17 protein-coding genes, 2 tRNA genes, 3 rRNA genes and 1 pseudogene are annotated in these 26,481 nt (G+C 41.8%); 7 read left to right on the top strand and 16 right to left on the bottom strand.

Annotation, left to right across the window (positions count from 1 at the left end):
* Positions 1 to 46: 46 nt before the first annotated feature.
* A complete protein-coding gene (locus M1F14_RS02925) occupies positions 47 to 724 on the bottom strand; it encodes a hydrolase (protein ID WP_042848639.1) in 678 nt (225 codons plus the stop codon).
* A 264-nt stretch (positions 725 to 988) separates the two neighbouring features.
* Here M1F14_RS02925 and M1F14_RS02930 point away from each other — a divergent pair, with 264 nt between their 5' ends.
* Positions 989 to 1,864: a pirin family protein gene (locus M1F14_RS02930; RefSeq protein WP_042848640.1), complete on the top strand. Its 876-nt coding sequence runs from the start codon at positions 989 to 991 to the stop codon at positions 1,862 to 1,864.
* Positions 1,865 to 1,904: 40 nt separating this feature from the next.
* Here M1F14_RS02930 and M1F14_RS02935 read toward each other — a convergent pair whose 3' ends face one another.
* Positions 1,905 to 2,810, bottom strand: coding sequence for a LysR substrate-binding domain-containing protein (locus M1F14_RS02935; RefSeq protein WP_042848667.1), 906 nt, complete (start codon positions 2,808 to 2,810; stop codon positions 1,905 to 1,907).
* A 232-nt stretch (positions 2,811 to 3,042) separates the two neighbouring features.
* On the opposite strand from M1F14_RS02935, the gene M1F14_RS02940 reads away from it, so the two are divergent.
* Positions 3,043 to 3,879, top strand: a complete 837-nt coding sequence (locus M1F14_RS02940; protein WP_048605603.1) for a hypothetical protein — start codon at positions 3,043 to 3,045, stop codon at positions 3,877 to 3,879.
* An 80-nt stretch (positions 3,880 to 3,959) separates the two neighbouring features.
* Here M1F14_RS02940 and yiiM read toward each other — a convergent pair whose 3' ends face one another.
* Positions 3,960 to 4,640 (bottom strand): 6-hydroxyaminopurine reductase, encoded by a 681-nt coding sequence (yiiM, locus tag M1F14_RS02945; protein WP_042848643.1) that lies wholly within the window; start codon positions 4,638 to 4,640, stop codon positions 3,960 to 3,962.
* A 139-nt stretch (positions 4,641 to 4,779) separates the two neighbouring features.
* Entirely contained in the window at positions 4,780 to 5,406 is a 627-nt protein-coding gene (gene sodA, locus M1F14_RS02950) for a superoxide dismutase [Mn] (protein ID WP_048605623.1), read from the bottom strand.
* A 418-nt stretch (positions 5,407 to 5,824) separates the two neighbouring features.
* On the opposite strand from sodA, the gene acs reads away from it, so the two are divergent.
* The 3 genes from acs to actP all read left to right on the top strand — a co-directional run bounded on the left by acs (position 5,825) and on the right by actP (position 9,934).
* Positions 5,825 to 7,780, top strand: coding sequence for an acetate--CoA ligase (gene acs / locus M1F14_RS02955; RefSeq protein WP_042848644.1), 1,956 nt, complete (start codon positions 5,825 to 5,827; stop codon positions 7,778 to 7,780).
* 196 nt (positions 7,781 to 7,976) lie between these two features.
* Positions 7,977 to 8,288, top strand: a complete 312-nt coding sequence (locus M1F14_RS02960; protein ID WP_004906633.1) for a DUF485 domain-containing protein — start codon at positions 7,977 to 7,979, stop codon at positions 8,286 to 8,288.
* Positions 8,285 to 9,934 (top strand): cation/acetate symporter ActP, encoded by a 1,650-nt coding sequence (actP, locus tag M1F14_RS02965; protein WP_048605606.1) that lies wholly within the window; start codon positions 8,285 to 8,287, stop codon positions 9,932 to 9,934. The genes M1F14_RS02960 and actP overlap by 4 nt, the downstream gene beginning before the upstream one ends.
* A 169-nt stretch (positions 9,935 to 10,103) precedes the next feature.
* Here actP and M1F14_RS02970 read toward each other — a convergent pair.
* From M1F14_RS02970 to M1F14_RS03000, 7 genes and pseudogenes are all read right to left on the bottom strand, one after another.
* Positions 10,104 to 10,642, bottom strand: a pseudogene (locus tag M1F14_RS02970) (IS4 family transposase); the annotation flags it as partial.
* A 215-nt stretch (positions 10,643 to 10,857) separates the two neighbouring features.
* Positions 10,858 to 11,286, bottom strand: coding sequence for a hypothetical protein (locus M1F14_RS02975; protein WP_042848646.1), 429 nt, complete (start codon positions 11,284 to 11,286; stop codon positions 10,858 to 10,860).
* Between the two features lie 1,714 nt (positions 11,287 to 13,000).
* Positions 13,001 to 13,116 (bottom strand): 5S ribosomal RNA (rrf, locus tag M1F14_RS02980).
* A gap of 146 nt (positions 13,117 to 13,262) precedes the next feature.
* Positions 13,263 to 16,171, bottom strand: a 23S ribosomal RNA gene (locus M1F14_RS02985).
* A 336-nt stretch (positions 16,172 to 16,507) separates the two neighbouring features.
* Positions 16,508 to 16,583: transfer RNA gene (locus M1F14_RS02990), tRNA-Ala, on the bottom strand.
* Positions 16,584 to 16,708: 125 nt separating this feature from the next.
* Positions 16,709 to 16,785: transfer RNA gene (locus M1F14_RS02995), tRNA-Ile, on the bottom strand.
* 65 nt (positions 16,786 to 16,850) lie between these two features.
* Positions 16,851 to 18,390, bottom strand: a 16S ribosomal RNA gene (locus tag M1F14_RS03000).
* Together the 16S, 23S and 5S rRNA genes with 2 tRNA genes alongside form the textbook arrangement of a ribosomal RNA operon.
* A 544-nt stretch (positions 18,391 to 18,934) precedes the next feature.
* Here M1F14_RS03000 and M1F14_RS03005 point away from each other — a divergent pair.
* Complete coding sequence (locus tag M1F14_RS03005) at positions 18,935 to 19,627, top strand: FadR/GntR family transcriptional regulator (protein ID WP_042846819.1); 693 nt, start codon at positions 18,935 to 18,937, stop codon at positions 19,625 to 19,627.
* A gap of 54 nt (positions 19,628 to 19,681) precedes the next feature.
* The gene (mdtD, locus tag M1F14_RS03010; protein ID WP_042846818.1) at positions 19,682 to 21,085 is read left to right on the top strand and encodes a multidrug transporter subunit MdtD; all 1,404 of its coding nucleotides are present in this window, start codon (positions 19,682 to 19,684) and stop codon (positions 21,083 to 21,085) included.
* Here the strand turns inward: mdtD and rbsR are convergent.
* The 5 genes from rbsR to rbsA all read right to left on the bottom strand — a co-directional run bounded on the left by rbsR (position 21,082) and on the right by rbsA (position 26,478).
* Positions 21,082 to 22,077, bottom strand: coding sequence for a ribose operon transcriptional repressor RbsR (rbsR, locus tag M1F14_RS03015; protein ID WP_181468914.1), 996 nt, complete (start codon positions 22,075 to 22,077; stop codon positions 21,082 to 21,084). The two genes, mdtD and rbsR, sit on opposite strands and share 4 nt — an antisense overlap.
* Before the next feature lie 3 nt (positions 22,078 to 22,080).
* Positions 22,081 to 23,010 carry a ribokinase gene (gene rbsK, locus M1F14_RS03020; RefSeq protein ID WP_042846817.1) on the bottom strand — a complete coding sequence of 310 codons (930 nt, stop codon included), beginning with the start codon at positions 23,008 to 23,010 and terminating at the stop codon, positions 22,081 to 22,083.
* An 85-nt stretch (positions 23,011 to 23,095) separates the two neighbouring features.
* Positions 23,096 to 23,986, bottom strand: a complete 891-nt coding sequence (rbsB, locus tag M1F14_RS03025) for a ribose ABC transporter substrate-binding protein RbsB (RefSeq protein ID WP_042846816.1) — start codon at positions 23,984 to 23,986, stop codon at positions 23,096 to 23,098.
* 18 nt (positions 23,987 to 24,004) lie between these two features.
* On the bottom strand, positions 24,005 to 24,967 hold the full coding sequence (gene rbsC / locus M1F14_RS03030) for a ribose ABC transporter permease (protein ID WP_042846815.1): 963 nt from the start codon (positions 24,965 to 24,967) through the stop codon (positions 24,005 to 24,007).
* Positions 24,964 to 26,478, bottom strand: a complete 1,515-nt coding sequence (rbsA, locus tag M1F14_RS03035; protein WP_048605630.1) for a ribose ABC transporter ATP-binding protein RbsA — start codon at positions 26,476 to 26,478, stop codon at positions 24,964 to 24,966. The genes rbsC and rbsA overlap by 4 nt, the downstream gene beginning before the upstream one ends.
* Positions 26,479 to 26,481: the final 3 nt, after the last annotated feature.

Genomic DNA, 26,481 nt, shown 5'->3' on the forward strand with positions numbered 1-26,481 from the left:
GCTGCCTGAATTAATTTCGTAAGTTAAATGTGGGGGTTATCGCGAATTAACGTTCAGAATCTAATTGCTCATTATTTTTCAGAACATCTTGCGCTTTGCTGTAGCTTTCAATTAATAATTGATAAGCAGGGAAAATTTGCGTGTAGGCCATTGCCCATTCAGCAGCGTCTTCACGGTTCCAAGTGCCTTGTAACTCAGAAGCAACCGCGGCTGTATCCATAGGGACAACCCCTGCTTGAACCACACGAGCCAAGGTAATTTCTTGTGCCATCTTGCTATAAGTACCTGATGCATCGATAACAACAAATACTTGGTAACCATCCATCACCGCACTAATCGCAGGGAAAGCCATACAAACACTAGTAATGGTACCTGCAATAATCAGTTGTTTTTTGCCTGTCGCTTTTACCGCTGCCACAAACTCAGGGTTATCCCATGCATTAATTTCGCCACGACGTGCAATATATTGTGCATGTGGTGCATTTTGGTGAATTTCTGGGATCAACGGACCATTGGGGCCTTGAGGTACAGAAGCCGTAGTGATCACTGGGATTTTTGCCAGTGAAGCCATTTTAGCCAGTACAGATGCGCGAGCACGCAATTCAGTCATTGGCATATCACCTACAGTTTGGAAAAGCCCACTTTGGTGATCAATTAATAACATCACAGCATCGTTTGGGTTAATAACAGGGCGCTGGCCATTAAAGTTTGCTGGAATACTCATGATAAAACCTCTCAATCGATGAAGTCAGAAATTTATTTAGAATCAAAAATAGAACGATAACCGCTCCGTTTTCGTGTTATTTAGATTAATTCATCAGTTTTAAGCTGAGTAGTCTGGATTTTGATAAACTCTGTTCTATAAATAGGATAATAACCTCAACCTTGATTGTTCTTTTATTGGAACAATGAAACCTATTTTTGCCCCTACTGCCGAATGATTTGCTCCTTTATTATTCAGTCATCAAAACAGTTTAGGAGCAAAACCATGAAAAAAATTATTGGTATCTATCAATCTCCTCGTAGCCATTGGGTAGGAGACGGCTTTCCTGTCCGTTCAATGTTTACTTACGATAACCATGGGAAATACCTCAACCCATTCTTATTACTCGATAGAGCAGGTCCTTTCAATTTCCCCAGCTCAGAAGCAAAGAATCGAGGAGTTGGTGAGCACCCTCATCGTGGGTTTGAAACCGTTACGATAGTGTATGATGGGGAAGTAGCTCATCATGATTCTACTGGTGAAGGCGGTGTGATAGGTCCAGGCGATGTTCAGTGGATGACTGCGGCATCGGGTATTTTGCATCAAGAATATCAGTCTGATGCCTTTATGAAAAAAGGTGGCACTCTTGATATGGTGCAACTGTGGGTCAATTTGCCTGCAAAAGACAAATCAGCGGCACCCGGCTACCAGTTATTGGAAAGCCAAACTATGCCAAAAGTCACACTGCCGAACGAAGCAGGCACACTGCGTGTGATTGCAGGGGATTATTTAGGCCACAAAGGGGCAGCCAAAACCTATACCCCGTTAGATGTTTGGGATTTACAACTCAATCAGGGAAAAACTGTTGGCATACAGACAAAATCAGGTCGTAACGTAGGGTTAGTCATGCTACGCGGTTCAATATTTGTTGATGGGCGTTCTGCCTTAAATGAAGGTGAACTGATGATCCTTGATAATACAGAAAGCAACATTGTGCTAGAAGCAACAGAAGATGCCTTAGTATTACTGCTAAGCGGTGACCCGATTGACGAACCGGTTGTTGGTTACGGCCCATTTGTTATGAATAGCATGGACGAAATTAATAAAGCTGTAAATGACTTCAACAGCGGCAAATTTGGCCGTATTCCTGAAACACAATAAATAATGTATGACCCCTCGATAACCTTAGGCTATTGGGGGGTTATTTTACTGACGGTGAAATGTTATCTGCTAAATAATTCAATAATAATTGTACTGATGGTAACAACCCTTTGCGAGATGGATAAACCGCATGAATAATATCTTCAGGGAAACGCCATTCAGGTAATACCTCCACCAAGTCCCCTGAGGCAATTTCCTTTTCCACCACGCCATAAGGCAACCTTGCAATGCCAATCCCTTTAAGTGCCGCGCGGTATAACGTTAACACATCAGTTGTGGCTAATTTAGGGGTGAAATGCTGTGTAAAACTCAGGTCATCGCTATTTTTCAGTGTTAACGTATAGTTTTGCGAGTGCTCTGTATTCGCTAACATCGGGTAATCCACCAGCTTTTCAGGCTCAATGAGTGCCCCTCGTTCTACAAATAACTGCGGACTTGCAACCAATATCCTGCGAGAATACCCCAGCACTTTCATCATTAGACCGGAGTCATCAAGAGGTAAAGAACGCACCCTAATTGCCAAATCCAGCCCTTCACTGATCACATCAACAGGGCGATTAACTGCCAATATCTGAATATCGATATCTGGGTATTGCGCCATAAAATCAACAAGTAATTCATTAAGATACACTTGCAACAATGCAACAGGACAAGACAGTTTTATCGTACCTTTCGGGTGAGACTGAACAGAACAAATCAATTCGTGAGCAATTTCGGCTTCATCCACCACATTTTTACATTGCTGATAAAAAACCTGCCCTACATCTGTGACATGAAATTGGCGAGTTGAACGATAAATTAAAGAAACATTTAGCTTTTTCTCTAAATCTGCAATACGTCGGCTTAACTTAGATTTAGGAACCCCAAGAGCTAAACCCGCTTGGGAAAAACCACCATGCTCAACGACTTTCACATAGTAATAGAGATCATTTAAATCATATTGCAGCATACGTTTTTACCAACCTTTGTGTTTGGAGGTTTGAAATCGTTATCTTACTCAAAATTCAAAAAATGTCCTCTTCGATATTTATTCTTTCACACCTATATTCAGCTTTATCGTACGAGCCAACAAAGACCCTATTATAAAAAACAGATAATTTTGGGGTATTAATGAAAGCCTTTTTTAATAATTTTATGTAAACATGAAAATTATCCTCTACCGTTAAAATGAGAATATCATGCGTACAGAATTACCACAGACTCCATCAACTTCATCACTTGAGTGTTTTTTTGAAACTGCTGTTAACCAAGCGGATAAAAAAGGAAAAATCAGCCATTCTGATATAAAAAAACTCCTAAAGAACATCTCCAATTCATCTGAAAAACTTACCGTTAACAATTACTATAATATCCAAGAGTCTGTTAGTAGACTAAATAAAACCTTAACACTTCAGCACTCTAACGTTATTGAAAACAAGTCTCTCTGTATCCATAAGGCATACACAATGGCATTTAATAAATTATCTGATGCCTCTATTCATGAGCTCAGACGCAATGCGCCACAAAGAGCCAATACGCTCAATATCATTGAACTAATGACCAAAAATAAAACGATAAAGCAAAAAAGAGTTATTGAACTTAAGGAAAACACCCAGAATATAAAAGCTAAAGTTGATATATTTATTAATGACTTATATAAAGAACCGTATTGGAGACCAAATGATAAAGAATATTCAGGGCTAATGGCTAACCTATCGAAATTAAAAAGTGATATAGAAAAGTCGAGAAATAATATACTCAGTTCAAGTTATCAACATAACCCAAATAAATTTAAAGCATTAACTCAGTTAAAATCACAATTAACACAGCTTACAGAGAAATTACAAAACGATTATGACAAGCTAATCCGTGGTAGTACCTCAAATAATCAGCGTATCTTGAGCGATAATGAAATGCCTTCAATCTATAAATTAGAGCTAGCTCATTTAAAAAGGGCAATACCTATAATTGAATCAGAATTAGCGCAATTACAAAACGAACTACAAAGTAAACGTAGTGAATTGAGTAAACAATAAAGTAAAAAGTTAACGGAACGCCAAAAAAAGAAAAACGCCTAATTAAAAATTAGGCATGTCTAACTTTGAGATACGGCAACCTAGCCCCGTTTTCCAAACAAGCGGTGGCTAAATTCTTCAATCTGGTGGTGTTCTAAGCGATTTTGCATGGTTAAACTCCAGCTTGCGGATAACCCTGCTGCACTTAGCAACCGCTGATAGAGTTGTTCATCATAGGGGGCATGAAAAGCAATCATAATCGCTTCTTGTACTGAAACGTCACTATTACGGCTTAATAGCGTTAATGGTTCGTTTTCGCTGACATTTCCTGTTTTTATCACCCGATAAAGCCACCCACAGCAACCACGCTCTTGCATCAACTGTGCAAAGTTTTCGATCCCCGTAAGCCCATTAAGCTTATAACATGGAGAGCGAGGCTGCGTGACCTGTATCCGCGCATTACCCCATGCAAAAATATCCCCGATAAATACGTTTTCTTCGGTCATACCCTGTGTTGATATATTTTCCCCAAATGCAGAGGCAACAAATAAATCCTCAAGCTCAGGGTAAGCGTTCAACCAATAATGATAATGCTCACGTGGATAATGACATAGGGCTCTATCTGGCCCACCATGGAAACGTTTTTCTGCCTGTTCATCCCCTTCTAGCCCTAATTGCCCTAAAGCCAGCAAACCATCCGCAGCCTGTTTATGGATCGCACTTTGACCACAAGATTGAGTCTCTTGGACTTTACCGATAAAAACTTGGGGTAAACATGACATTGACGATATTCTCCATTTGAATAGCGATAGAGACTCATCATAAAGAATGCCAAGACAGATAACAATCCAATACACCGGAAAATAAAAAGGCGTAGCACCTATGATGCTACGCCCACTCGCTATTTAATAAAAAAATTAATTATTTAGCTTTTGCTGCAAAACGTGCGGCAGCTTCGTCCCAGTTAACAACGGACCAGAACGCTTTAATATAATCAGGACGGCGGTTTTGGAATTTCAAGTAATAAGCGTGTTCCCATACATCTAAACCAATGATAGGGTAGCCTGAAGTACCTGAGATAGCTTCACCCATCAATGGGCTATCTTGGTTAGCTGTAGAAACAACAGCTAATTTACCGTCATCTTTCAGAACCAACCATGCCCAACCTGAACCAAAACGAGTTGCAGCAGCTTTTTCAAATACTTCTTTAAATGCATCAACGCTACCGAAATCGCGTTCAATAGCCGCTTTCAGTTCGCCTTTTAATTCAGTACCTAATTTCAAACCTTTCCAGAACAGACTATGGTTTGAGTGACCACCAGCGTTGTTGCGTACAAAAGTGCGCTGATCAGCTGGAATTTGATCTAATTTTTGAATCAGAACATCGATGTCCAAACCTGCTAATTCTGGCAGTTTTTCTAACGCTGTATTTGTGTTAGTCACATAGGTTTGATGGTGCTTAGTGTGGTGGATTTCCATGGTCTGTTTGTCAAAATGTGGTTCCAACGCATCATAAGCATAAGGTAAAGCAGGTAATGTATAACTCATATTATTGTCTCCAGTGACGTAAATACCGCTATGTTTCTCATTTTTCACCACAAGGCTCATAGGGTATGCACTTGCTTAACTTCGCACCTTGTGAATTACTATCTATTATAGTTATTTTACTGTTAATGAAAATCATTATCAAATCCATAAAAAAAATGTGGGTTTTCTCATTCGCTACAAGAACTCCCTTATACAGTAACTAATACCAATATCACCGCCTTTTATTTTTCTTTAATTCTAACATTTGCTATATTTTAAGGTTAATACACTGATTTAATATTTAGCATCAAATGATAATTCTGCAAATCCCATTACAATTAATACGTGATCTTCCGCGCAAAAGAAAAACAAATTTATATTTCGTGCTTTAGTTAACCATTTTTTGACATAGTATTAACATCTGCAAGGAGATAATAATATGACTCAAATAACTAAACATCCCGTTCCTGCTGAAATTGCAAAAAATGCCCTGATAAACGAACAACAGTATAACGATGAGTACCAACGCTCGATTCAAGACCCTGAAGGATTTTGGGGCGAAAAAGGAAAAATCGTTGATTGGATTAAACCGTACACCCGTGTCAAGAACACGTCTTTTGACCCCGGACATATCGATATCCGTTGGTTTGAAGATGGCACTTTAAATTTAAGTGCAAACTGTTTGGATCGTCATCTGGCTGAAAAAGGCGACCAAGTAGCTATTATTTGGGAAGGCGATGACCCATCATCGTCAAAAAATGTCACTTACCGTGAATTGCATCAAGATGTTTGTCAGTTTGCAAATGTGTTAAAGCAACAAGGTATCCGCAAAGGCGATGTCGTTGCTATCTATATGCCAATGGTTGTAGAAGCCGCTGTAGCCATGCTAGCTTGTGCTCGTATTGGTGCCATCCATACAGTCATTTTTGCGGGTTTCTCTCCTGAGGCAGTCTCTGGTCGTGTCATTGACTGTAAAGCCAAGCTTATCATCACTGCTGATGAAGGCCTACGCGCAGGCCGTGCAATCCCCCTGAAAAAAAATGTGGATGATGCACTAGCCAACCCACATGTAACCACCGTATCCAATGTGATCGTCTATCAGCGTACTGGTAATCCACCGAGTTGGGTTGAAGGACGTGACTTATGGTGGCATGACGTGGTTAAAGGTGTCAGTACAGACTGTCCTCCTGAAGAAATCAGTGCTGAAGACCCCCTATTCATTCTGTATACCTCTGGTTCTACAGGTAAACCTAAAGGTGTCCTCCATACCACTGGGGGCTATTTAGTTTATGCAACGCTCACGTTTAAATACACTTTCGACTATCACCCAGGTGAAGTCTATTGGTGTACTGCTGATGTGGGTTGGGTTACCGGCCATAGTTACTTGTTATATGGGCCATTATCCAATGGGGCAAAAACCTTAATGTTTGAAGGTGTGCCTAACTATCCATCAGTAAACAGAATGAGTCAGGTTGTTGATAAACACCAAGTCAATATCCTCTACACTGCACCAACTGCAATCCGTGCGTTAATGGCTGAAGGTGATAAAGCCATTGAAGGCACTGATCGTAGTTCTCTGCGCATCTTAGGCTCTGTGGGGGAACCCATTAATCCTGAAGCATGGGAATGGTTCTACAAAAAAATTGGTAATAGCCGCTGCCCTGTGGTTGATACATGGTGGCAGACAGAAACTGGTGGCTTCATGATCACACCACTTCCCGGTGCAACAACATTGAAACCCGGTTCCGCAACTTTACCTTTCTTTGGTGTTCGACCTGCATTAGTTGATAACCTTGGTGAGCCTATCGAAGGGGCTACAGAAGGTAATTTAGTGATTGTCGATTCATGGCCGGGGCAAGCCCGTACTTTATTTGGCGATCACGAGCGTTTCGAGCAAACTTATTTCTCAACCTTTAAAGGTATGTACTTTAGTGGAGATGGTGCTCGCCGTGATGAAGATGGCTATTATTGGATCACAGGTCGTGTTGACGATGTATTGAATATCTCAGGTCACCGTTTAGGTACCGCAGAGATAGAATCAGCCCTCGTTGCACATCCAAAAGTGGCTGAAGCCGCAGTAGTTGGTATTCCTCACAATATTAAAGGCCAAGCAATTTATGCTTATGTCACATTAATATCAGGGGTTGAGCCATCTCCAGAGCTATACACAGAAGTTCGCAATTGGGTTCGTAAAGAAATTGGTCCAATTGCAACACCGGATGTTCTTCACTGGACGGATTCATTACCAAAAACCCGTTCCGGTAAAATCATGCGTCGTATCCTACGAAAAATTGCATCAGGAGATACCAGTAACTTTGGAGATACCTCCACTCTGGCAGATCCAGGTGTTGTCGAAAAACTACTCGAAGAAAAACAGTCTATGAGTATGTCATAACGCCAAAAGGGCCGCCTTTACCGGGTGGCCTTACATACATCCCAATAAGACGATTTACTCTAAATAATTTGAGGTGCAACTAGAAGGCAAGTGAATGAGTCACTAAGAGCATATATAGATATGTGACTAGTACGAGTGAACACCGCCAACGACACTGCAACTTGAAGTATGACGAGTATAACAGAGGAGAACTCTGATGAATGCTACTGCTTACGAAAAGGTAGAGGATAACCCTCGCTTCAAGGAATTGGTCAGGAAACGTAGTCGCTTTTCATGGTTGTTATCGATAATAACGCTCGTGTTGTATGTAGGTTTTATTTTTCTTATCGCTTTTGATCCAAGCTGGTTAGGTACACCTATCTCTGAAGGCTCTTACATCACAAGGGGGATCCCTGTCGGTGTAGGGCTAATCGTCATTTCATTTGTATTAACTGGGCTATATGTTATTCGTGCCAACGGTGAATATGACCGTTTAACGGCAGAAATCTTAAAAGAGGTAGAAAAATGAAAATATTGCTCTCACTCATTCTCTTTTTTACCTCATCAATCGTGTTTGCAGACGCATTGACAGGGGATGTGGAACGTCAGCCTATCAATATTCAAGCAATTATCATGTTCTTACTTTTTGTTGGCTTCACGTTATATATCACCTACTGGGCATCAAAAAGAACACGTTCTCGCTCCGATTACTATACTGCCGGTGGGAAAATTACAGGGTTCCAAAATGGGATGGCAATTGCAGGGGACTTTATGTCTGCAGCTTCTTTCTTGGGGATCTCCGCTCTTGTTTATACTTCTGGCTATGATGGCTTAATTTACTCGATTGGCTTTTTAATTGGCTGGCCGATCATTCTATTCTTAATTGCCGAGCGCTTACGAAATTTAGGTCGCTACACTTTTGCTGACGTAGCATCTTACCGATTAAAACAAAGACCAATTCGTATTTTGTCTGCTGTTGGCTCACTTGTCGTTGTAGCACTCTATCTCATTGCCCAGATGGTTGGGGCAGGTAAACTGATCGAATTATTATTTGGCTTAAATTATCATGTAGCCGTGGTTATCGTTGGTATTCTCATGGTGTTGTACGTATTATTTGGTGGGATGCTAGCAACTACATGGGTACAAATCATCAAAGCCATTCTCTTACTTGCTGGTGCAACATTCATGGCGGTTATGGTCATGAAACATGTAGGCTTTAATTTCAATACATTATTTAAAGAGGCTGTAGAAATCCATAAGAATGGCATTTCTATTATGAGCCCTGGAGGCCTAGTATCTGACCCGATATCCGCCTTATCGCTTGGCTTGGCATTAATGTTTGGTACCGCCGGTCTTCCTCATATTATTATGCGTTTCTTTACCGTAAGTGATGCCAAAGAAGCGCGTAAGAGTGTGTTCTATGCAACAGGATTTATCGGTTATTTCTATATACTGACTTTCATTATTGGTTTCGGCGCTATTGTGCTTGTCAGTTCAAATCCTGCATTTAAAGATGCTGCTGGGGCGCTCATTGGCGGAACTAATATGGCTGCAGTTCACCTTGCTGATGCTGTTGGGGGCAATTTCTTCCTTGGCTTTATTTCTGCGGTTGCCTTCGCCACCATCCTTGCGGTTGTTGCTGGATTGACACTCGCAGGCGCTTCTGCGGTATCTCATGACCTTTATGCGATGGCAATGAAAAATGGTAAGGCTGACGAAAAAGATGAATTACGCGTTTCAAAAATTACGGTTGTCATCTTAGGTTTTGTTGCAATTGGCCTTGGTATTTTGTTTGAAAAACAAAATATTGCTTTCATGGTCGGCTTAGCATTCTCCATCGCTGCAAGCTGTAACTTCCCTATTATTTTACTATCAATGTACTGGCGCAAACTCACGACTCGCGGTGCATTAGCAGGAGGCTGGTTAGGGCTGATTACCGCCGTTGTCTTAATGATCCTAGGTCCAACTATATGGGTCAGCATTCTTCATCATGAAAAACCAATCTATCCATATGAATATCCTGCTTTCTTCTCCATGATTGTTGCATTCGTTGCCTCATGGTTATTCTCTGTTACTGACAATTCAGAACAAGGGAAAATGGAAAGAGAACGCTTTAAAGAGCAATTTATTCGTTCACAAATTGGTTTGGGTATTGAACAAGGTAAGTCTCACTAAATCTGACTTTATTACCACAACAAACGGTTCAGTGTATCGAGCCGTTTGTTATTGTCAGACTAAAACCACGCAGTGATTGCTCCAATAAGGATACAGGCTAATAGTGTAACCCTATCAGCAATCTTTCGAGTAAAACTTATCTACCTCTTTTTCTAGACGTCAGCTTCACGATAACATTAGCTACCGTGGTGCCTAGATAAACAGCGATATTACATAATGCTCTTTCCCATTTATCACCTTCTTTTTCTTTGTAAGGTCATTTTAAACCCTTACAACGGATATCTCAGGTCTTTCGACCATCTTTATTGTTCAATTAACCTGATAACATTAAGTGTTTTAGGAGCAAACAACAAAAGGCTATGAGTAAGCAAACCTCGATGATGATTACCTTGGTTCACATACCCTAAATCTGCTTGAGTAGGACGATGATTGTAGCTTGGTAGCATCTTCTATCGCGAGAAGAAAGGAATAGCAGTGACCAGTTTTACTGTCGCACTAAAAATGGCTTCACTAATATTCTCTGCGGGTATGTTAACGTTCCTATCTCCCTCCATACTGGCCAGTGAGCTAAACGATTTTACTACCGATTTACTTGGATACCGAGCCAAGTTTGAGGCCATTTATTACAAACCTGACCGGTCTTTTTGGTTCTCCAAGTTTAGTATGTGCACGTTGTTCTTTAGCCCGCTCATTATTACTTTCCATCATCTCAGGAGCCCCAATTAAATCCGTTGAAGAGCTGATCGTAAGCTAAGCATTTAGTTCAAAAAAATTTCTCAGATAATGTGAAGGACTTATGTATAAAAGACAGCCTCATAAGGAGGTGAGTGGTTTAGGTCAGACAAAAAAAATCCTTCTTTCTGCGTAGAGAAAAGAAGGATATTAATAATATTTAAGAATATTTTTATTATCGTTATTCGGTTCTATCTTGCATAGTATTGTTTTTCTACATTAACCCAATCTTCTACAAGAGAATAAAAATCGGCAGATTTTGTTTTTCTTTCCTCTTGTAATTGTTGGAATTCTTGTTTATTTTTCGGTGTGTAACGAGAAAGCAATCGGTCTAAAACAATATGTTTATCTGCAAATTGAGAGCTAATTTTTAATGTCTTAAACAGTGCGATAGTAATAATCCCACTAATTGCCAGCATCCCAATAACAGAAGCAAAACTATAATCAATCCCAATAGCATTTCTTACGACATTTAGCAGTAAAAATGGAACAAAGAACATCACAAGTAAGGAAAGGATCGTGGCGCCATCTTGGCCATTGTTAAATTCATTCTCTTTCTGCTTATTCACAGAAAGGATCTGATCAAAAATTTTTTGATTCGCACTTTTTGTTTTATTCATCTGATCCACCTTTGGTACACAGACATTGTTAACCAGAAATACAGCGCGCTTAGTCGATTATCTTTCGTATCCGAACGCTAACTATTTCCTTTGATAATTTCATTTATAAGCAAACTTCATCTATAACGTGATAACTTGAAATGATATTAACTGCTTTAAAATAGTATAAATGTAAGTAAATGAAACATCAATTTAACAATTTTTATATAAAAAAATAAACAATTGAGTTTTTTTTCATCATAAACTGGCTAAAGAAATATTAATTTTCTATATGAGTAAAATTGATTAGTTTATTTTTATCTATTGATATTTATGAGTTTATTGATGAAAAAACAGACGTTATTAATGAACTAATTAACACCATAAAAACCATTAAACCGATAGATATTTTATGGCAAAAGAAGGAAAAACAAGTAAAGTAGTTTCATTTAGTCATTATTATTTTTAATCAATTATAAATAATCTATCTCTCAATAAAGCAAGCTAGCGGCATATCAGCAGTAAAGACAAATAATTTTCCTCATTCCTGTTACTACATTAGAAATGTGAATTGTTACTCACTACTTTAGATCCGACACACCTATTCACCACACCAATATCATTATACTTTCCGCATAAACTAGTACCAAACTTCTCTACTCCCAGCTTAGCTCCTCCCGTAGGTAATTGATTTAATTTTATTTTTCAGCATATTAAACTAACCCCGATAAGTGAGTTGTTACTTACTACTTTAAATCCGACATGCCCATTCAACACATCAATATCACTGTGCATTCAGAGTGAACTGATGCCCAACTTCCTCATGCCTTGCTCAGTCCTTACTCTACAGCCAAACTCACGCTAGCTTCACACTGCATTTGATCCCCCCAACTCAGTGAGTTGTTACTCACTACTTTAAATACGACACTCCTATTCACCACACCAATATCATTACACTTTCCGCATAAACTAGTACCAAACTTCTCTACTCCCAGCTTAGCTCCTCCCGTAGGTAATTGATTTAATTTTATTTTTCAGCATATTAAACTCACCCCGATAAGTGAGTTGTTACTTACTACTTTAAATTCCACACACTTATTCAACATAACAATGTTATTGCACCGTTGAGGGAGGATTAACACCGCCTCAAATCACGACCAACCGAAAGCTTGAAGATTGAGGAATAAATAAGTTAAAACGAGATGGGCAGGAAAAGAATATCTCTGTAGTAATGAGGGGTTAACCTAGTCCTCTGCTAATCAGACTGTTAATTTAAAAGCTAGACATTAGCAGTTAGCAGTTAGCAGTTAGCAGTTAGCAGTTAGCAGTTAGCAGTTAGCAGTTAGCAGTTAGCAGTTAGCAGTTAGAAGTTAGAAGTTAGAAGTTAGAAGTTAGAAGTTAGAAGTTAGAAGTTAGAAGTTAGAAGTTAGAAGTTAGAAGTTAGAAGTTAGAAGTTAGAAGTTAGAAGTTAGAAGTTAGAAGTTAGAAGTTAGAAGTTAGAAGTTAGAAGTTAGAAGTTAGAAGTTAGAAGTTAGAAGTTAGCAGTTAGAAGTTAGCCTACAGGATAATAAAATATGCAGTGGTCTCAATGCCTCATTACCCTAGGCAGAGCCCTCACAATCAGAGTCGCCCTGAGACTGAACACCTCACTCTTCGCTCCACACTGCCACGCCTCATCACCTACCCCCCAAACGCAAAAAAGCCACCCAATGGGTGGCTTTCTCACTAATTTAATGTCTGGCAGTTCCCTACTCTCACATGGGGAGACCCCACACTACCATCGGCGCTACGGCGTTTCACTACTGAGTTCGGCATGGGGTCAGGTGGGACCACCGCGCTATTGCCGCCAGACAAATTCGGTTTGTTCCCGTTTAGTACATTTCGTCACTAAACCAGAACTGTAATCTTGAACAAGCTGCTGTGTCCCTCGCCTCTCGGCTTCTCACGCTCATTGAATCAACCTCATCTCTCAATCTCTAAAACACCTTCGGTGTTGTCAGGTTAAGCCTCACGGTTCATTAGTATTGGTTAGCTCAACATATCGCTATGCTTACACACCCAACCTATCAACGTCTTAGTCTTAAACGTTCCTTTAGGACCCTTAAAGGGTCAGGGAAGACTCATCTCAAGGCAAGTTTCCCGCTTAGATGCTTTCAGCGGTTATCTCTTCCGCACTTAGCTACCGGGCAATGCCATTGGCATGACAACCCGAACACCAGTGGTGCGTCCACTCCGGTCCTCTCGTACTAGGAGCAGCCCCTTTCAATCTTCCAACGCCCACGGCAGATAGGGACCGAACTGTCTCACGACGTTCTAAACCCAGCTCGCGTACCACTTTAAACGGCGAACAGCCGTACCCTTGGGACCTACTTCAGCCCCAGGATGTGATGAGCCGACATCGAGGTGCCAAACACCGCCGTCGATATGAACTCTTGGGCGGTATCAGCCTGTTATCCCCGGAGTACCTTTTATCCGTTGAGCGATGGCCCTTCCATTCAGAACCACCGGATCACTAAGACCTACTTTCGTACCTGCTCGAGCCGTCACTCTCGCAGTCAAGCTGGCTTATGCCTTTGCACTAACCGCATGATGTCCGACCATGCTTAGCCAACCTTCGTGCTCCTCCGTTACTCTTTGGGAGGAGACCGCCCCAGTCAAACTACCCACCAGACACTGTCCGCACCCCGGATAACGGGGCAACGTTAGAACATCAAACATTAAAGGGTGGTATTTCAAGGTTGGCTCCATGCAGACTGGCGTCCACACTTCAAAGCCTCCCACCTATCCTACACATCAAGGCTCAATGTTCAGTGTCAAGCTATAGTAAAGGTTCACGGGGTCTTTCCGTCTTGCCGCGGGTACACTGCATCTTCACAGCGAGTTCAATTTCACTGAGTCTCGGGTGGAGACAGCCTGGCCATCATTACGCCATTCGTGCAGGTCGGAACTTACCCGACAAGGAATTTCGCTACCTTAGGACCGTTATAGTTACGGCCGCCGTTTACTGGGGCTTCGATCAAGAGCTTCTCCTTACGGATAACCCCATCAATTAACCTTCCAGCACCGGGCAGGCGTCACACCGTATACGTCCACTTTCGTGTTTGCACAGTGCTGTGTTTTTAATAAACAGTTGCAGCCAGCTGGTATCTGCGACTGGCTTCAGCTCCATGGGTAAACCACTTCACCTAGCGCCAGCGTGCCTTCTCCCGAAGTTACGGCACCATTTTGCCTAGTTCCTTCACCCGAGTTCTCTCAAGCGCCTGAGTATTCTCTACCTGACCACCTGTGTCGGTTTGGGGTACGATTAGTGATAATCTAGAGCTTAGAGGCTTTTCCTGGAAGCGGGGCATGAGCTACTTCGCCACCGTAGTGACTCGTCATCAGACCTCAGCATATAGTGAACCGGATTTGCCTAATTCACCTGCCTACATCCTTAAACCGGGACAACCGTCGCCCGGCCAGCCTAGCCTTCTCCGTCCCCCCATCGCAATTATCACCAGTACGGGAATATTAACCCGTTTCCCATCGACTACGCATTTCTGCCTCGCCTTAGGGGTCGACTCACCCTGCCCCGATTAACGTTGGACAGGAACCCTTGGTCTTCCGGCGTGCGGGTTTTTCACCCGCATTATCGTTACTTATGTCAGCATTCGCACTTCTGATACCTCCAGCATACCTCACAGTACACCTTCACAGGCTTACAGAACGCTCCCCTACCCAACAATATTTACATATCGCTGCCGCAGCTTCGGTGCATAGTTTAGCCCCGTTACATCTTCCGCGCAGGCCGACTCGACCAGTGAGCTATTACGCTTTCTTTAAATGATGGCTGCTTCTAAGCCAACATCCTGGCTGTCTGAGCCTTCCCACTTCGTTTCCCACTTAACTATGACTTTGGGACCTTAGCTGGCGGTCTGGGTTGTTTCCCTCTTCACGACGAACGTTAGCACCCGCCGTGTGTCTCCCGTGATAACATTCTTCGGTATTCGTAGTTTGCATCGAGTTGGTAAGTCGGGATGACCCCCTAGTCGAAACAGTGCTCTACCCCCGAAGATGAGTTCACGAGGCGCTACCTAAATAGCTTTCGGGGAGAACCAGCTATCTCCCGGTTTGATTGGCCTTTCACCCCCAGCCACAAGTCATCCGCTAATTTTTCAACATTAGTCGGTTCGGTCCTCCAGTTAGTGTTACCCAACCTTCAACCTGCCCATGGCTAGATCACCGGGTTTCGGGTCTATACCCTGCAACTCATTCGCCCAGTTAAGACTCGGTTTCCCTACGGCTCCCCTATACGGTTAACCTTGCTACAGAATATAAGTCGCTGACCCATTATACAAAAGGTACGCAGTCACCCTGATAAATCAAGGCTCCCACTGCTTGTACGTACACGGTTTCAGGTTCTATTTCACTCCCCTCGCCGGGGTTCTTTTCGCCTTTCCCTCACGGTACTGGTTCACTATCGGTCAATCAGGAGTATTTAGCCTTGGAGGATGGTCCCCCCATATTCAGACAGGATAACACGTGTCCCGCCCTACTCGTCGAGTTCACAACACTAATATCTTCAGATACGGGGCTATCACCCTTTACTGCCGGACTTTCCAGACCGTTCTCCTGATACTAATGCTGATTAAGACTCTGGGCTGCTCCCCGTTCGCTCGCCGCTACTAGGGGAATCTCGGTTGATTTCTTTTCCTCGGGGTACTGAGATGTTTCAGTTCCCCCGGTTCGCTTCGTTTGACTATGTATTCATCAAACGATAGTGCAACGAATTGCACTGGGTTTCCCCATTCGGAAATCGTCGGGTATAACGGTTCATATCACCTTACCGACGCTTATCGCAGATTAGCACGTCCTTCATCGCCTCTGATTGCCTAGGCATCCACCGTGTACGCTTAGTCGCTTAACCTCACAACCCGAAGGTGTCTTCTTATCAGACGACACTTAACGTCATGGCTGTGCGTGGTGAACTTCTTCGTTGGGTAGTGCTCGCAATGCTCACGTACTATTGTACGCTGCGCTTGCTGTGCGCTAGCCGCCTTGGATTTCACACTGCTCGCTCATGCCACTCGTTTGTGTGTTTGAAAAACACTTCAAGTTGAGATTTTTGAGAGACTCTCACATTGTTTAAGCGATAAACAATGTGCGTTGTTTTCAATTTTCAGCTTGTTCCAGATTGTTAAAGAGCATAATTATTCGCAATAGACTATTTGACTAATCTATTCTGAATAATCAGAAAAATTTATGGTGGAGCTAAGCGGGATCGAACCGCTGACCTCCTGCGTGCAAGGCAGGCGCTCTCCCAGCTGAGCTATAGCCCCATAAAGGTAATTTCAGTATCAATCTCAGTCATTAAAATGACAAATCGGATTTAGGCAAGGCATAAATTGGCGACGTTTACTTTTGAGTAAACGAGCTGATTTATAACGCTGCATCAATTCGATTTTGGTAGGCCTGAGTGGACTTGAACCACCGACCTCACCCTTATCAGGGGTGCGCTCTAACCACCTGAGCTACAAGCCTATTGATACTGCTACTCTATTTCATCAGACAATCTGTGTGAGCACTTCACAAAAACACTTCAATGGTAAGGAGGTGATCCAACCGCAGGTTCCCCTACGGTTACCTTGTTACGACTTCACCCCAGTCATGAATCACAAAGTGGTAAGCGCCCTCCCGAAGGTTAAGCTACCTACTTCTTTTGCAACCCACTCCCATGGTGTGACGGGCGGTGTGTACAAGGCCCGGGAACGTATTCACCGTAGCATTCTGATCTACGATTACTAGCGATTCCGACTTCATGGAGTCGAGTTGCAGACTCCAATCCGGACTACGACGTACTTTATGAGTTCCGCTTGCTCTCGCGAGGTCGCTTCTCTTTGTATACGCCATTGTAGCACGTGTGTAGCCCTACTCGTAAGGGCCATGATGACTTGACGTCATCCCCACCTTCCTCCGGTTTATCACCGGCAGTCTCCTTTGAGTTCCCGACCGAATCGCTGGCAACAAAGGATAAGGGTTGCGCTCGTTGCGGGACTTAACCCAACATTTCACAACACGAGCTGACGACAGCCATGCAGCACCTGTCTCAGAGTTCCCGAAGGCACTAAAGCATCTCTGCTAAATTCTCTGGATGTCAAGAGTAGGTAAGGTTCTTCGCGTTGCATCGAATTAAACCACATGCTCCACCGCTTGTGCGGGCCCCCGTCAATTCATTTGAGTTTTAACCTTGCGGCCGTACTCCCCAGGCGGTCGATTTAACGCGTTAGCTCCGAAAGCCACTCCTCAAGGGAACAACCTTCAAATCGACATCGTTTACAGCGTGGACTACCAGGGTATCTAATCCTGTTTGCTCCCCACGCTTTCGCACCTGAGCGTCAGTCTTTGTCCAGGGGGCCGCCTTCGCCACCGGTATTCCTCCACATCTCTACGCATTTCACCGCTACACATGGAATTCTACCCCCCTCTACAAGACTCTAGCTGACCAGTCTTAGATGCCATTCCCAGGTTAAGCCCGGGGATTTCACATCTAACTTAATCAACCGCCTGCGTGCGCTTTACGCCCAGTAATTCCGATTAACGCTTGCACCCTCCGTATTACCGCGGCTGCTGGCACGGAGTTAGCCGGTGCTTCTTCTGTCGGTAACGTCAATCGTTGATGATATTAGCATCAACGCCTTCCTCCCGACTGAAAGTACTTTACAACCCTAGGGCCTTCTTCATACACGCGGCATGGCTGCATCAGGCTTGCGCCCATTGTGCAATATTCCCCACTGCTGCCTCCCGTAGGAGTCTGGGCCGTGTCTCAGTCCCAGTGTGGCTGATCATCCTCTCAGACCAGCTAGGGATCGTCGCCTAGGTGAGCCATTACCCCACCTACTAGCTAATCCCATATGGGTTCATCCGATAGCGCAAGGACCGAAGTTCCCCTGCTTTGCTCCTAAGAGATTATGCGGTATTAGCCACCGTTTCCAGTGGTTATCCCCCTCTATCGGGCAGATCCCCATACATTACTCACCCGTCCGCCGCTCGTCAGCGGGAAGCAAGCTTCCCCTGTTACCGCTCGACTTGCATGTGTTAGGCCTGCCGCCAGCGTTCAATCTGAGCCATGATCAAACTCTTCAATTAAAAGTGTTTGATGCTCAAAGAATGTTTACTGTCGCCTGATTTCCGAAGAAACCAGATTACCTATTAGTTCATATATATGAATTAACGTGTTAGTCACTCTTCAAGACTTAAAATCAAATATTTTTTTGATAGTGTCCTGTGAGTGCCCACACAGATTGTCTGATAAATTGTTAAAGAGCGTTGCGACATTTCTTTTGGAAATTCGACTCAGTTTTTATTAACTTAGGTCGTTGTCGCGAGGTGACGTATATTACGTTTTTTATTTAGAAAGTCAAGCGTTTATTTTCAACTTTTTCTTTCTCACCTCTGTTATCACAAGGCTTCGAGGTTTTCTTCGAGCCGGTTTATCGTGACAACGGATGCGCATTATAGGGAGCCCAGAAAATCTAGCAAGTGTTTTTTTGTTTTTTTATTTTGTTCGCGTTTTTTTTAGCCAAAACAGGCTTTATAAGTTAAATAAGGTCTGTATATTGACTATTTCAGCAGCAATTATTCATTTACTCGCGTAATATAAGTATCTAAGAAATGCGTATTGAGATGAATTATGGAATTAAGTAAGCAACAAACTGCCTCACAGAAGAACCGCTCTTATATTATTGCAGAGAATCTTGGACAGTTAATTTTAAGCAGTACCTATTTACCTGACTCCATTTTACCCAATGAATTAGATTTATCAGAACAATTCCAAGCAAGCAGAACAGCAATAAGAGAAGCAATAAAAATACTCGCGGCAAAAGGAATGGTATTAGCCCGCCCTAAAATTGGTACTCGTGTGATGCCTTCTTCAAATTGGAATTTTTTGGACCAAGACCTTTTAAAGTGGTGGTCGAATAGCGAAGAACAGTCCGTTGTTATTAAACATTTTAAAGTTGTTCGTCTCGCAATTGAGCCCCAAGCTTGTTATCTTGCTGCATTACATGCAACACAAGAACAAAAACAATCTTTACAACTTTTAGCGAGTGAAATGCAATTACTAGCAAAAGAATTTGATAGAGAACGATGGATAAAAATTGACTACCATTTTCATTTAACTATCTATAAAGCTTGCGCTAACCCTTTTTTGATCTCTTTTGCTAATCTGTTTCGCTCTATCTATCAGCGTTATTTTGATGTAATCACTGATAATGAAGTAATTGAAGTTGATACACATCAACAGCTCGCGAATGCAATTATTGAAGGCAAAAGTGCAGATGCCCTTAATTTTTGCTATAGCTTATTAACGAATACTCAGAAATAAAACTAACGAGATAACTCACCGATTTTGGAATTCAATTTTTTAGATAGGTAACTGATGTTCAAGACAGCCAAAAATATGTCTGGTCTTCCATGGATTGCGGCCATGGCCTTTTTCATGCAAGCACTTGATGCCACTATTTTGAATACGGCTTTACCTGATATTGCCAAGAGCCTTCATCACTCCCCCCTTGCTATGCAATCAGCAGTAGTCAGTTACACATTAACTGTTGCCTTATTGATCCCTGTAAGTGGGTGGTTTGCTGATAGATTTGGGACACGGCGTGTTTTTATTTTAGCAGTTTCATTATTTTCTTTAGGTTCTTTATTGTGTGCACTTTCACCCTCCCTAGATTTTTTAGTAACGTCAAGGGTTATTCAAGGGGTTGGTGGGGCAATGATGATGCCAGTTGCACGTTTAGCGCTAATTAGAGCCTATCCACGTAGTGAATTATTGCCAATATTAAACTTTGTCACAATACCGGGATTAGTTGGGCCAATATTAGGGCCTCTGCTAGGTGGTATATTAGTGACCTACGCCACATGGCATTGGATATTTATTATTAATATTCCTATTGGCGTTTTAGGTATTTTTTATGCGTTAAAACATATGCCTGATTTTAAAATGCCGAAGCGAAAATTTGATACCCTCGGTTTCTTATTGTTTGGATTCGGTTTAGTAATGCTATCTGTCAGCCTCGATTTCTTTGGTGATAAATCGCTACCTACATCTATACCAGTATCTCTTGTTGCAATTGGGTTTCTTTTCCTATTTCTTTATATTTTCCATGCAAGACGAATTAAGCACGCCATTATTCCTTTAAATTTATTTAAAACTCGCACTTTTTCTATTGGTATCAGTGGGAATGTTGCAACTCGACTAGGTACTGGCAGTATTCCATTTCTAATGCCATTAATGCTACAAGTTGGTTTTGGCTATGAAGCTGTTGTTGCTGGTATGATGATGGCACCATTAGCGATTGGTTCAATCACAGCAAAATCCGCTGTTACAAAAATACTCACTAAATATGGGTACCGTAATACATTATTTGTTATCACCATCATTATTGGATTAATGATTGCTCAATTTTCCTTGCAGTCACCAAGTATGTCGATTTATCTGTTAATAGTCCCTTTATTCATTTTAGGTATGGTAATGTCTGTACAATTTACCGCAATGAATACGATATGTTTGGCTGACCTAACAGATAATAATGCGAGTGCGGGGAACAGTATGTTAGCCGTGACTCAACAGCTATCGATAAGTTTCGGTATTGCAGTGAGCGCAGCAATATTGAACTTCTATGGTGGACAGCCTAACAGCAATACCGTCGATAATTTCCATTATACCTTTATTACTGTCGGTGCTATCACCTTAATATCCGCTTTTGTCTTTTTATTATTAAGTAAGACTGATGGGGATAACTTAATAAAAAATAAAGCAAAAAAGGCTAAAAATTAGCATTTCCTGACCGATTGACGCTCAATAAGTTCAGGTGTTAATACTAAAACACTGGCATCTGCTTCAGGGTTATCCATACGATAAATAAGTTGGTCAACAGCCTGTTTGCCTAGTTTATCTTTTGGTTGATGGATCGTCGTCAATGGTGGGATCATATAAGGTGAAAGGTCGATATCATCATAACCAATGATTGAAATATCATCAGGCACTTTGATTCCTTTTTGGAATATAGCCTGATAAGCCCCAACAGCCATGGCATCATTCCCTGCAAAAATAGCTTGTGGAGGCGTTGATAGCTCAAGCAGTTTATTCATTGATTCAAAACCACCAGCAAATTCGAAGTCACTGAAAATAATATAATCTTCATTAACTTCAATTTTAGCCTGTTCCATCGCTTGAATAAAACCTTGATAACGAGCCCTTGCTGGAGACTTATCTTGAGGCCCCGCAATACAGGCTATTCGGGTAAAACCCGAATCAATAAGATAACTCATTTCCCCCCCAAGAAATGAGTTATCTTGAATCACATCTCCTACTAAATCAAATGGTGACCAATCCATCATAACGGTCGGAACGCTAGGGTAGCGAGTAAACACATCCTTCGATGGGCCTTGAACTTCTGTACACATAATTAATAGCCCATCAACACGTTTTTGTAATAACGTTTCTAAGCTATGGTTCATACGTTGAAGGTCACCTTCAGTATTACATAAGATCAAACTATAACCGCGCTCGTAGCAACTACGTTCAACACCACGTACTACTTCTGCATAAAATGGGTTATTACTTGTTGTTAGTAACATCCCTATTGTATTAGTGCGATTCATTTTTAAGCTTCTAGCTAATGCTGAAGGGGCATAGTTTAGCTCTTCTATCGCATTTTTGACGCGCAGAGTTATACTTTCGCTAACATAGCGATTTTGATTAATCACGTGAGAGACTGTGGATGTCGACACCCCCGCTAAACGTGCCACATCTTTCATTGTTGCCACAAGCTAATCCTGTTGAGTCAAAAATTGTTCAATTTCTTTACGCCAAGGTACCGATGGCTGCGCGCCAGGACGAGTTACAGCAATTGCTGCGGCAGCATGAGCAAAAATAATTGCGTCTTCATCTGCCTTACCTTCCAATAGTGCAGTGACATAAGCCCCATTGAATGTATCACCTGCCGCAATAGTATCTACTGCTTTTACGTTAAATGCAGGAATTATTTTCCCTTGTGAGCCTTGTTCACTATACCAAACCCCTCGGGACCCTAACGTTATCATCACTTTGCTGATCCCTTTTTCGTGCAACACCTGTGCAGCTGCTTGTGCTCCTTTATTATCATTAACAGCAATCCCTGTTAGATGCTCAGCTTCGGTTTCATTTGGTGTAATGATATCGACTAGTGTTAATAATGAATCTGGCAATGACTGGGCTGGTGCTGGATTTAAAATTACCTGTGTATTATTTTTATTGGCAATTTCAGCAGCCATTTGTACCGTATCAAGAGGTGACTCTAATTGCATTAAAACAGCATCAGCTTCGATAATTTTTTGTTGATAGCTAGCAAGCCTTTCTGTCGTCAATTGTGCATTTGCGCCTGCACTGATACCAATAATGTTTTCACCTTGTTGGTTCACATAAATCAATGCCACACCAGTAGTTTCATCTTGAATGGCATCAATACACTCAGTTTTAATATTATCCAAACTAAGCTGTTTTTTAATACTAGAACCAATGCCATCATCACCAACACAAGCAATAAAAGTTATGTCAGCACCGCTTCTACCCGCGGCGACAGCTTGATTTGCGCCTTTACCACCAAATGCAACTTGATAGTGATCACCCCTCACCGTTTCACCCGGCTGCGGAAATTGCTTAACATTTAATATATGATCAGCATTGATACTACCGAGAACCACTAGCTTTGCTGTAGCCATAACGTTTATTTCCTTTTTATTGTGACGTAATAACCCACAAACTAAATGAACCGCCGTTATAATAGTAAACGGCGGTTTTTATTTTTTATTGTTTTACCACTAATTCCAATTCAACTGGAACCGTAGATTCAACTTTTTCACCTTTTAAGACTTTATCCGCTATCTGTACTCCAACGATACCGATTTGGTCTGGGCGCTGTGCTATGGTTGCCCCTAATTTACCGCTTTCTACTGCTTTGATGCCATCATTAGTGCCATCAAACCCAACAACAAGAACATCAGAATAACCAGCAGTTTGTAAAGCTCTTAAAGCACCTAGAGCCATTTCATCATTCTGAGCAAATACCGCTTGGACAGTAGGATGTGCCGTTAACAAGTTTTGCATGACGTTCAAGCCTTTTGTTCTATCAAAATCAGCAGGTTGACTCGCCAGTAAATTAAATTTATGCTCTTTTGCTCCAGTATTAAAACCTTCACCACGCTCACGCGCTGCTGAAGTACCGGAAATCCCTTCTAATTGAATGACTTTTGCTTCATTACCCGTTTTTTTTGCGATATAGTCAGCCGCCATTTTCCCACCCATGCGGTTATCTGATGCCACATGGCTGACAACTTCACCTTTATTTGCTGCTCTATCTAATGTGATCACAGGAATGTTAGCTTTGTTAGCCATTAAAATAGAATTCCCGACCGCATCTGAATCAGTTGGATTGATTAACATAAGTTTTGTGCCACGCACAGTTAGATCTTGTACGTTTGCCAACTCTTTAGCTGGGTTATCTTGAGAATCTAAGACGATCAATTCATACCCCAGTTTATCAGCTTCTTTTTGTGCGCTGTCTTTCATCGTCACAAAGAATGGATTGTTAAGTGTAGAAATAACTAATGCAATGCTATCTTTCGCCATCGCATTAACACTGACCGTTGCACTCAGTGCAACCGCAGATAATAGTGTTGCTAATTTATTCATCTTCATAATAATTTTCCTGTAGGGTTATTTTTTATTATCAACAAGTACCGCAAGTAAGATGACGACAGCTTTTACAATCATCTGATAGTTTGACGAAATACCTAATAAGTTTAAGCCATTATTTAGAAAACCAAGGATCAAGGCACCAATCAAGGTTCCGACAATGCGGCCTTTACCACCAGCAAGGCTGGTACCACCAAGAACAACCGCAGCAATGGCATCCAATTCATATCCATTACCCGCCATTGGTTGTGCTGATGATAAACGCGCAACTTCGATTACACTCGCCAATGCAGCTAACAAGCCACATAAGGCATAAACGATAATTTTAATGCGGTCGACGTTAATACCAGATAGGCGAGTTGCTGATTCATTCCCCCCTAATGCATAGATATAACGACCTAGACGTGTGTGATGCAACATGTACCATGCAGCCGCAAAAACAATGATCATTAACCAAACAGGGGTCGGAATGCCAAATGGACGCCCAATACCAAACCAACCAAATAAATCTGCGTTATCACTAAACCCTGTATTAATAGGGCTTCCGTCGGTGTACACGCGAGTAACCCCACGTAGTAATAACATCATGACTAGAGTTGCAATAAAAGCTTGAACTTTACCTTTTGCGACAATAACACCGGTACATGCGCCAATTGCAGCCCCCAATGCTAATGCACCAGCAACAGCGACTAAAGCATTTACATCAGTACTCACCATAGAAGCTGCCACAGCCCCAGTTAATGCTAATAATGAGCCGACAGACAGGTCAATTCCTGAGGTTAAAATGACCAATGTCATTCCAACAGCCATAATGGCATTCACAGAGGTTTGTTGTAAGATATTGAAAAAGTTATTAACCGTAAAAAAATTAGGGCTTAATGTCGATACGATCGCAATTAAAATTAATAGTGCTATTAATGATTTTTGCTCCATCAGCCATGCTTTGCTGAACCAGCGTTTTGATGATGCGGTAGTTGAACTCATGCTGATAACTCCTGAACTGAGCCATAATGTTTACCCACTGCAGCAGCCATTAAGGCTTCCTGAGTTGCGTCTTTGGCGGAAAACTCCCCACTGATATGACCTTCATGCATAACCAAAATACGGTCACTCATTCCAATCACTTCTGGCATTTCTGAAGAAACTAAAATGATACTCAGTCCTTCTTTCTTAAATTGGTTAATTAATTGATAAATTTCTTTTTTGGCTCCAACATCAACCCCGCGAGTTGGTTCATCAAGGATCAGGACTTTAGGTCGCGTCATTAACCCCCGAGCAATTGCCACTTTTTGCTGATTACCACCAGAAAGGTTGCCAATAATTTGGTCCATTGATGGCGTTTTAATATTGAATAATCGAATGAAATCACTGACAGTTTGTTGTTCTTCTTTATGTTTTAAACTACCACCTACGCGGCTAAAATAACGTAGTGCCGTCAATGACATATTTTCTTTCACTGACATGCCAAGTACTAAACCATCACGTTTGCGGTCTTCAGAAATATAGACAATGCCGTTATTTAGGCCATCTTGAGGAGTTCTTAATGTGACTTCCTTACCTTCAAGAGTAATAGTCCCTGTTTTCTTCGCTGCCGCGCCATAAATAATTTTCATCAATTCCGTGCGACCTGCCCCCATCAACCCTGAAACCCCTAAAATTTCACCACTTTTTAGACTAAAACTGGCATTAGTGACTCCGGGACCGGATATATTTTGCAACTGTAAGCGCACACTACCAGTAGGAACATCAACTCTCGGATACTGATCTTCTAGTTTTCGTCCTACCATCATTTCAATTAGCTTTTCTTCTTCTAATTCGCTAACAGGTTTTTCACCTATAAATTGGCCGTCACGAAAAACAGTTACATCATCGCAAATTTCAAAAATTTCTTTTAGCCGATGAGAAATGTACACAATGCCACAGCCTTGCGCTTTTAAGTCTTCAATAACTCTAAATAAAGAAGCTGTTTCTGTATCAGTTAAAGCATCGGTTGGCTCATCCATGATGATAACTTGGGATTGATAACTCAGAACCTTAGCTATTTCGACCATTTGCTGCTCACCAATAGAGAGCTCAGCAATAGTTTGGTGGCTGTTATAATCAAGATTAAGACGTTGAAGAAGTTTGTCTGATTCACCAAACATCTTTTTCCAGTCGATTTTGCCAAATACATTAACAAATTCTCGACCAAGAAAAATATTCTCCGCGATAGTTAATTCAGGAATAAGATTTAGCTCTTGGTGAATAATACCAATGCCTGCTTCTTGGGAGTTTTTAGGGCCATTAAATTTTACTTCTTTGCCTAGATAGCGGATTTTACCTGCATCTTTACTATAGATACCGGTTAGTACTTTCATCATGGTTGATTTGCCAGCCCCATTTTCCCCCACCAGCGCCATGACTTTTCCAGGATAGACATTTAATGTCGCCCCATTAAGGGCTTTTACCCCTGGAAATGATTTATCGATCCCGATAAGTTCTAATAAAGGTTGCATAAT

Origin of the sequence: Providencia sp. PROV003 (genome assembly GCF_045040775.1) — a bacterium.
Classification (GTDB): Bacteria; Pseudomonadota; Gammaproteobacteria; order Enterobacterales; family Enterobacteriaceae; genus Providencia; species Providencia huashanensis.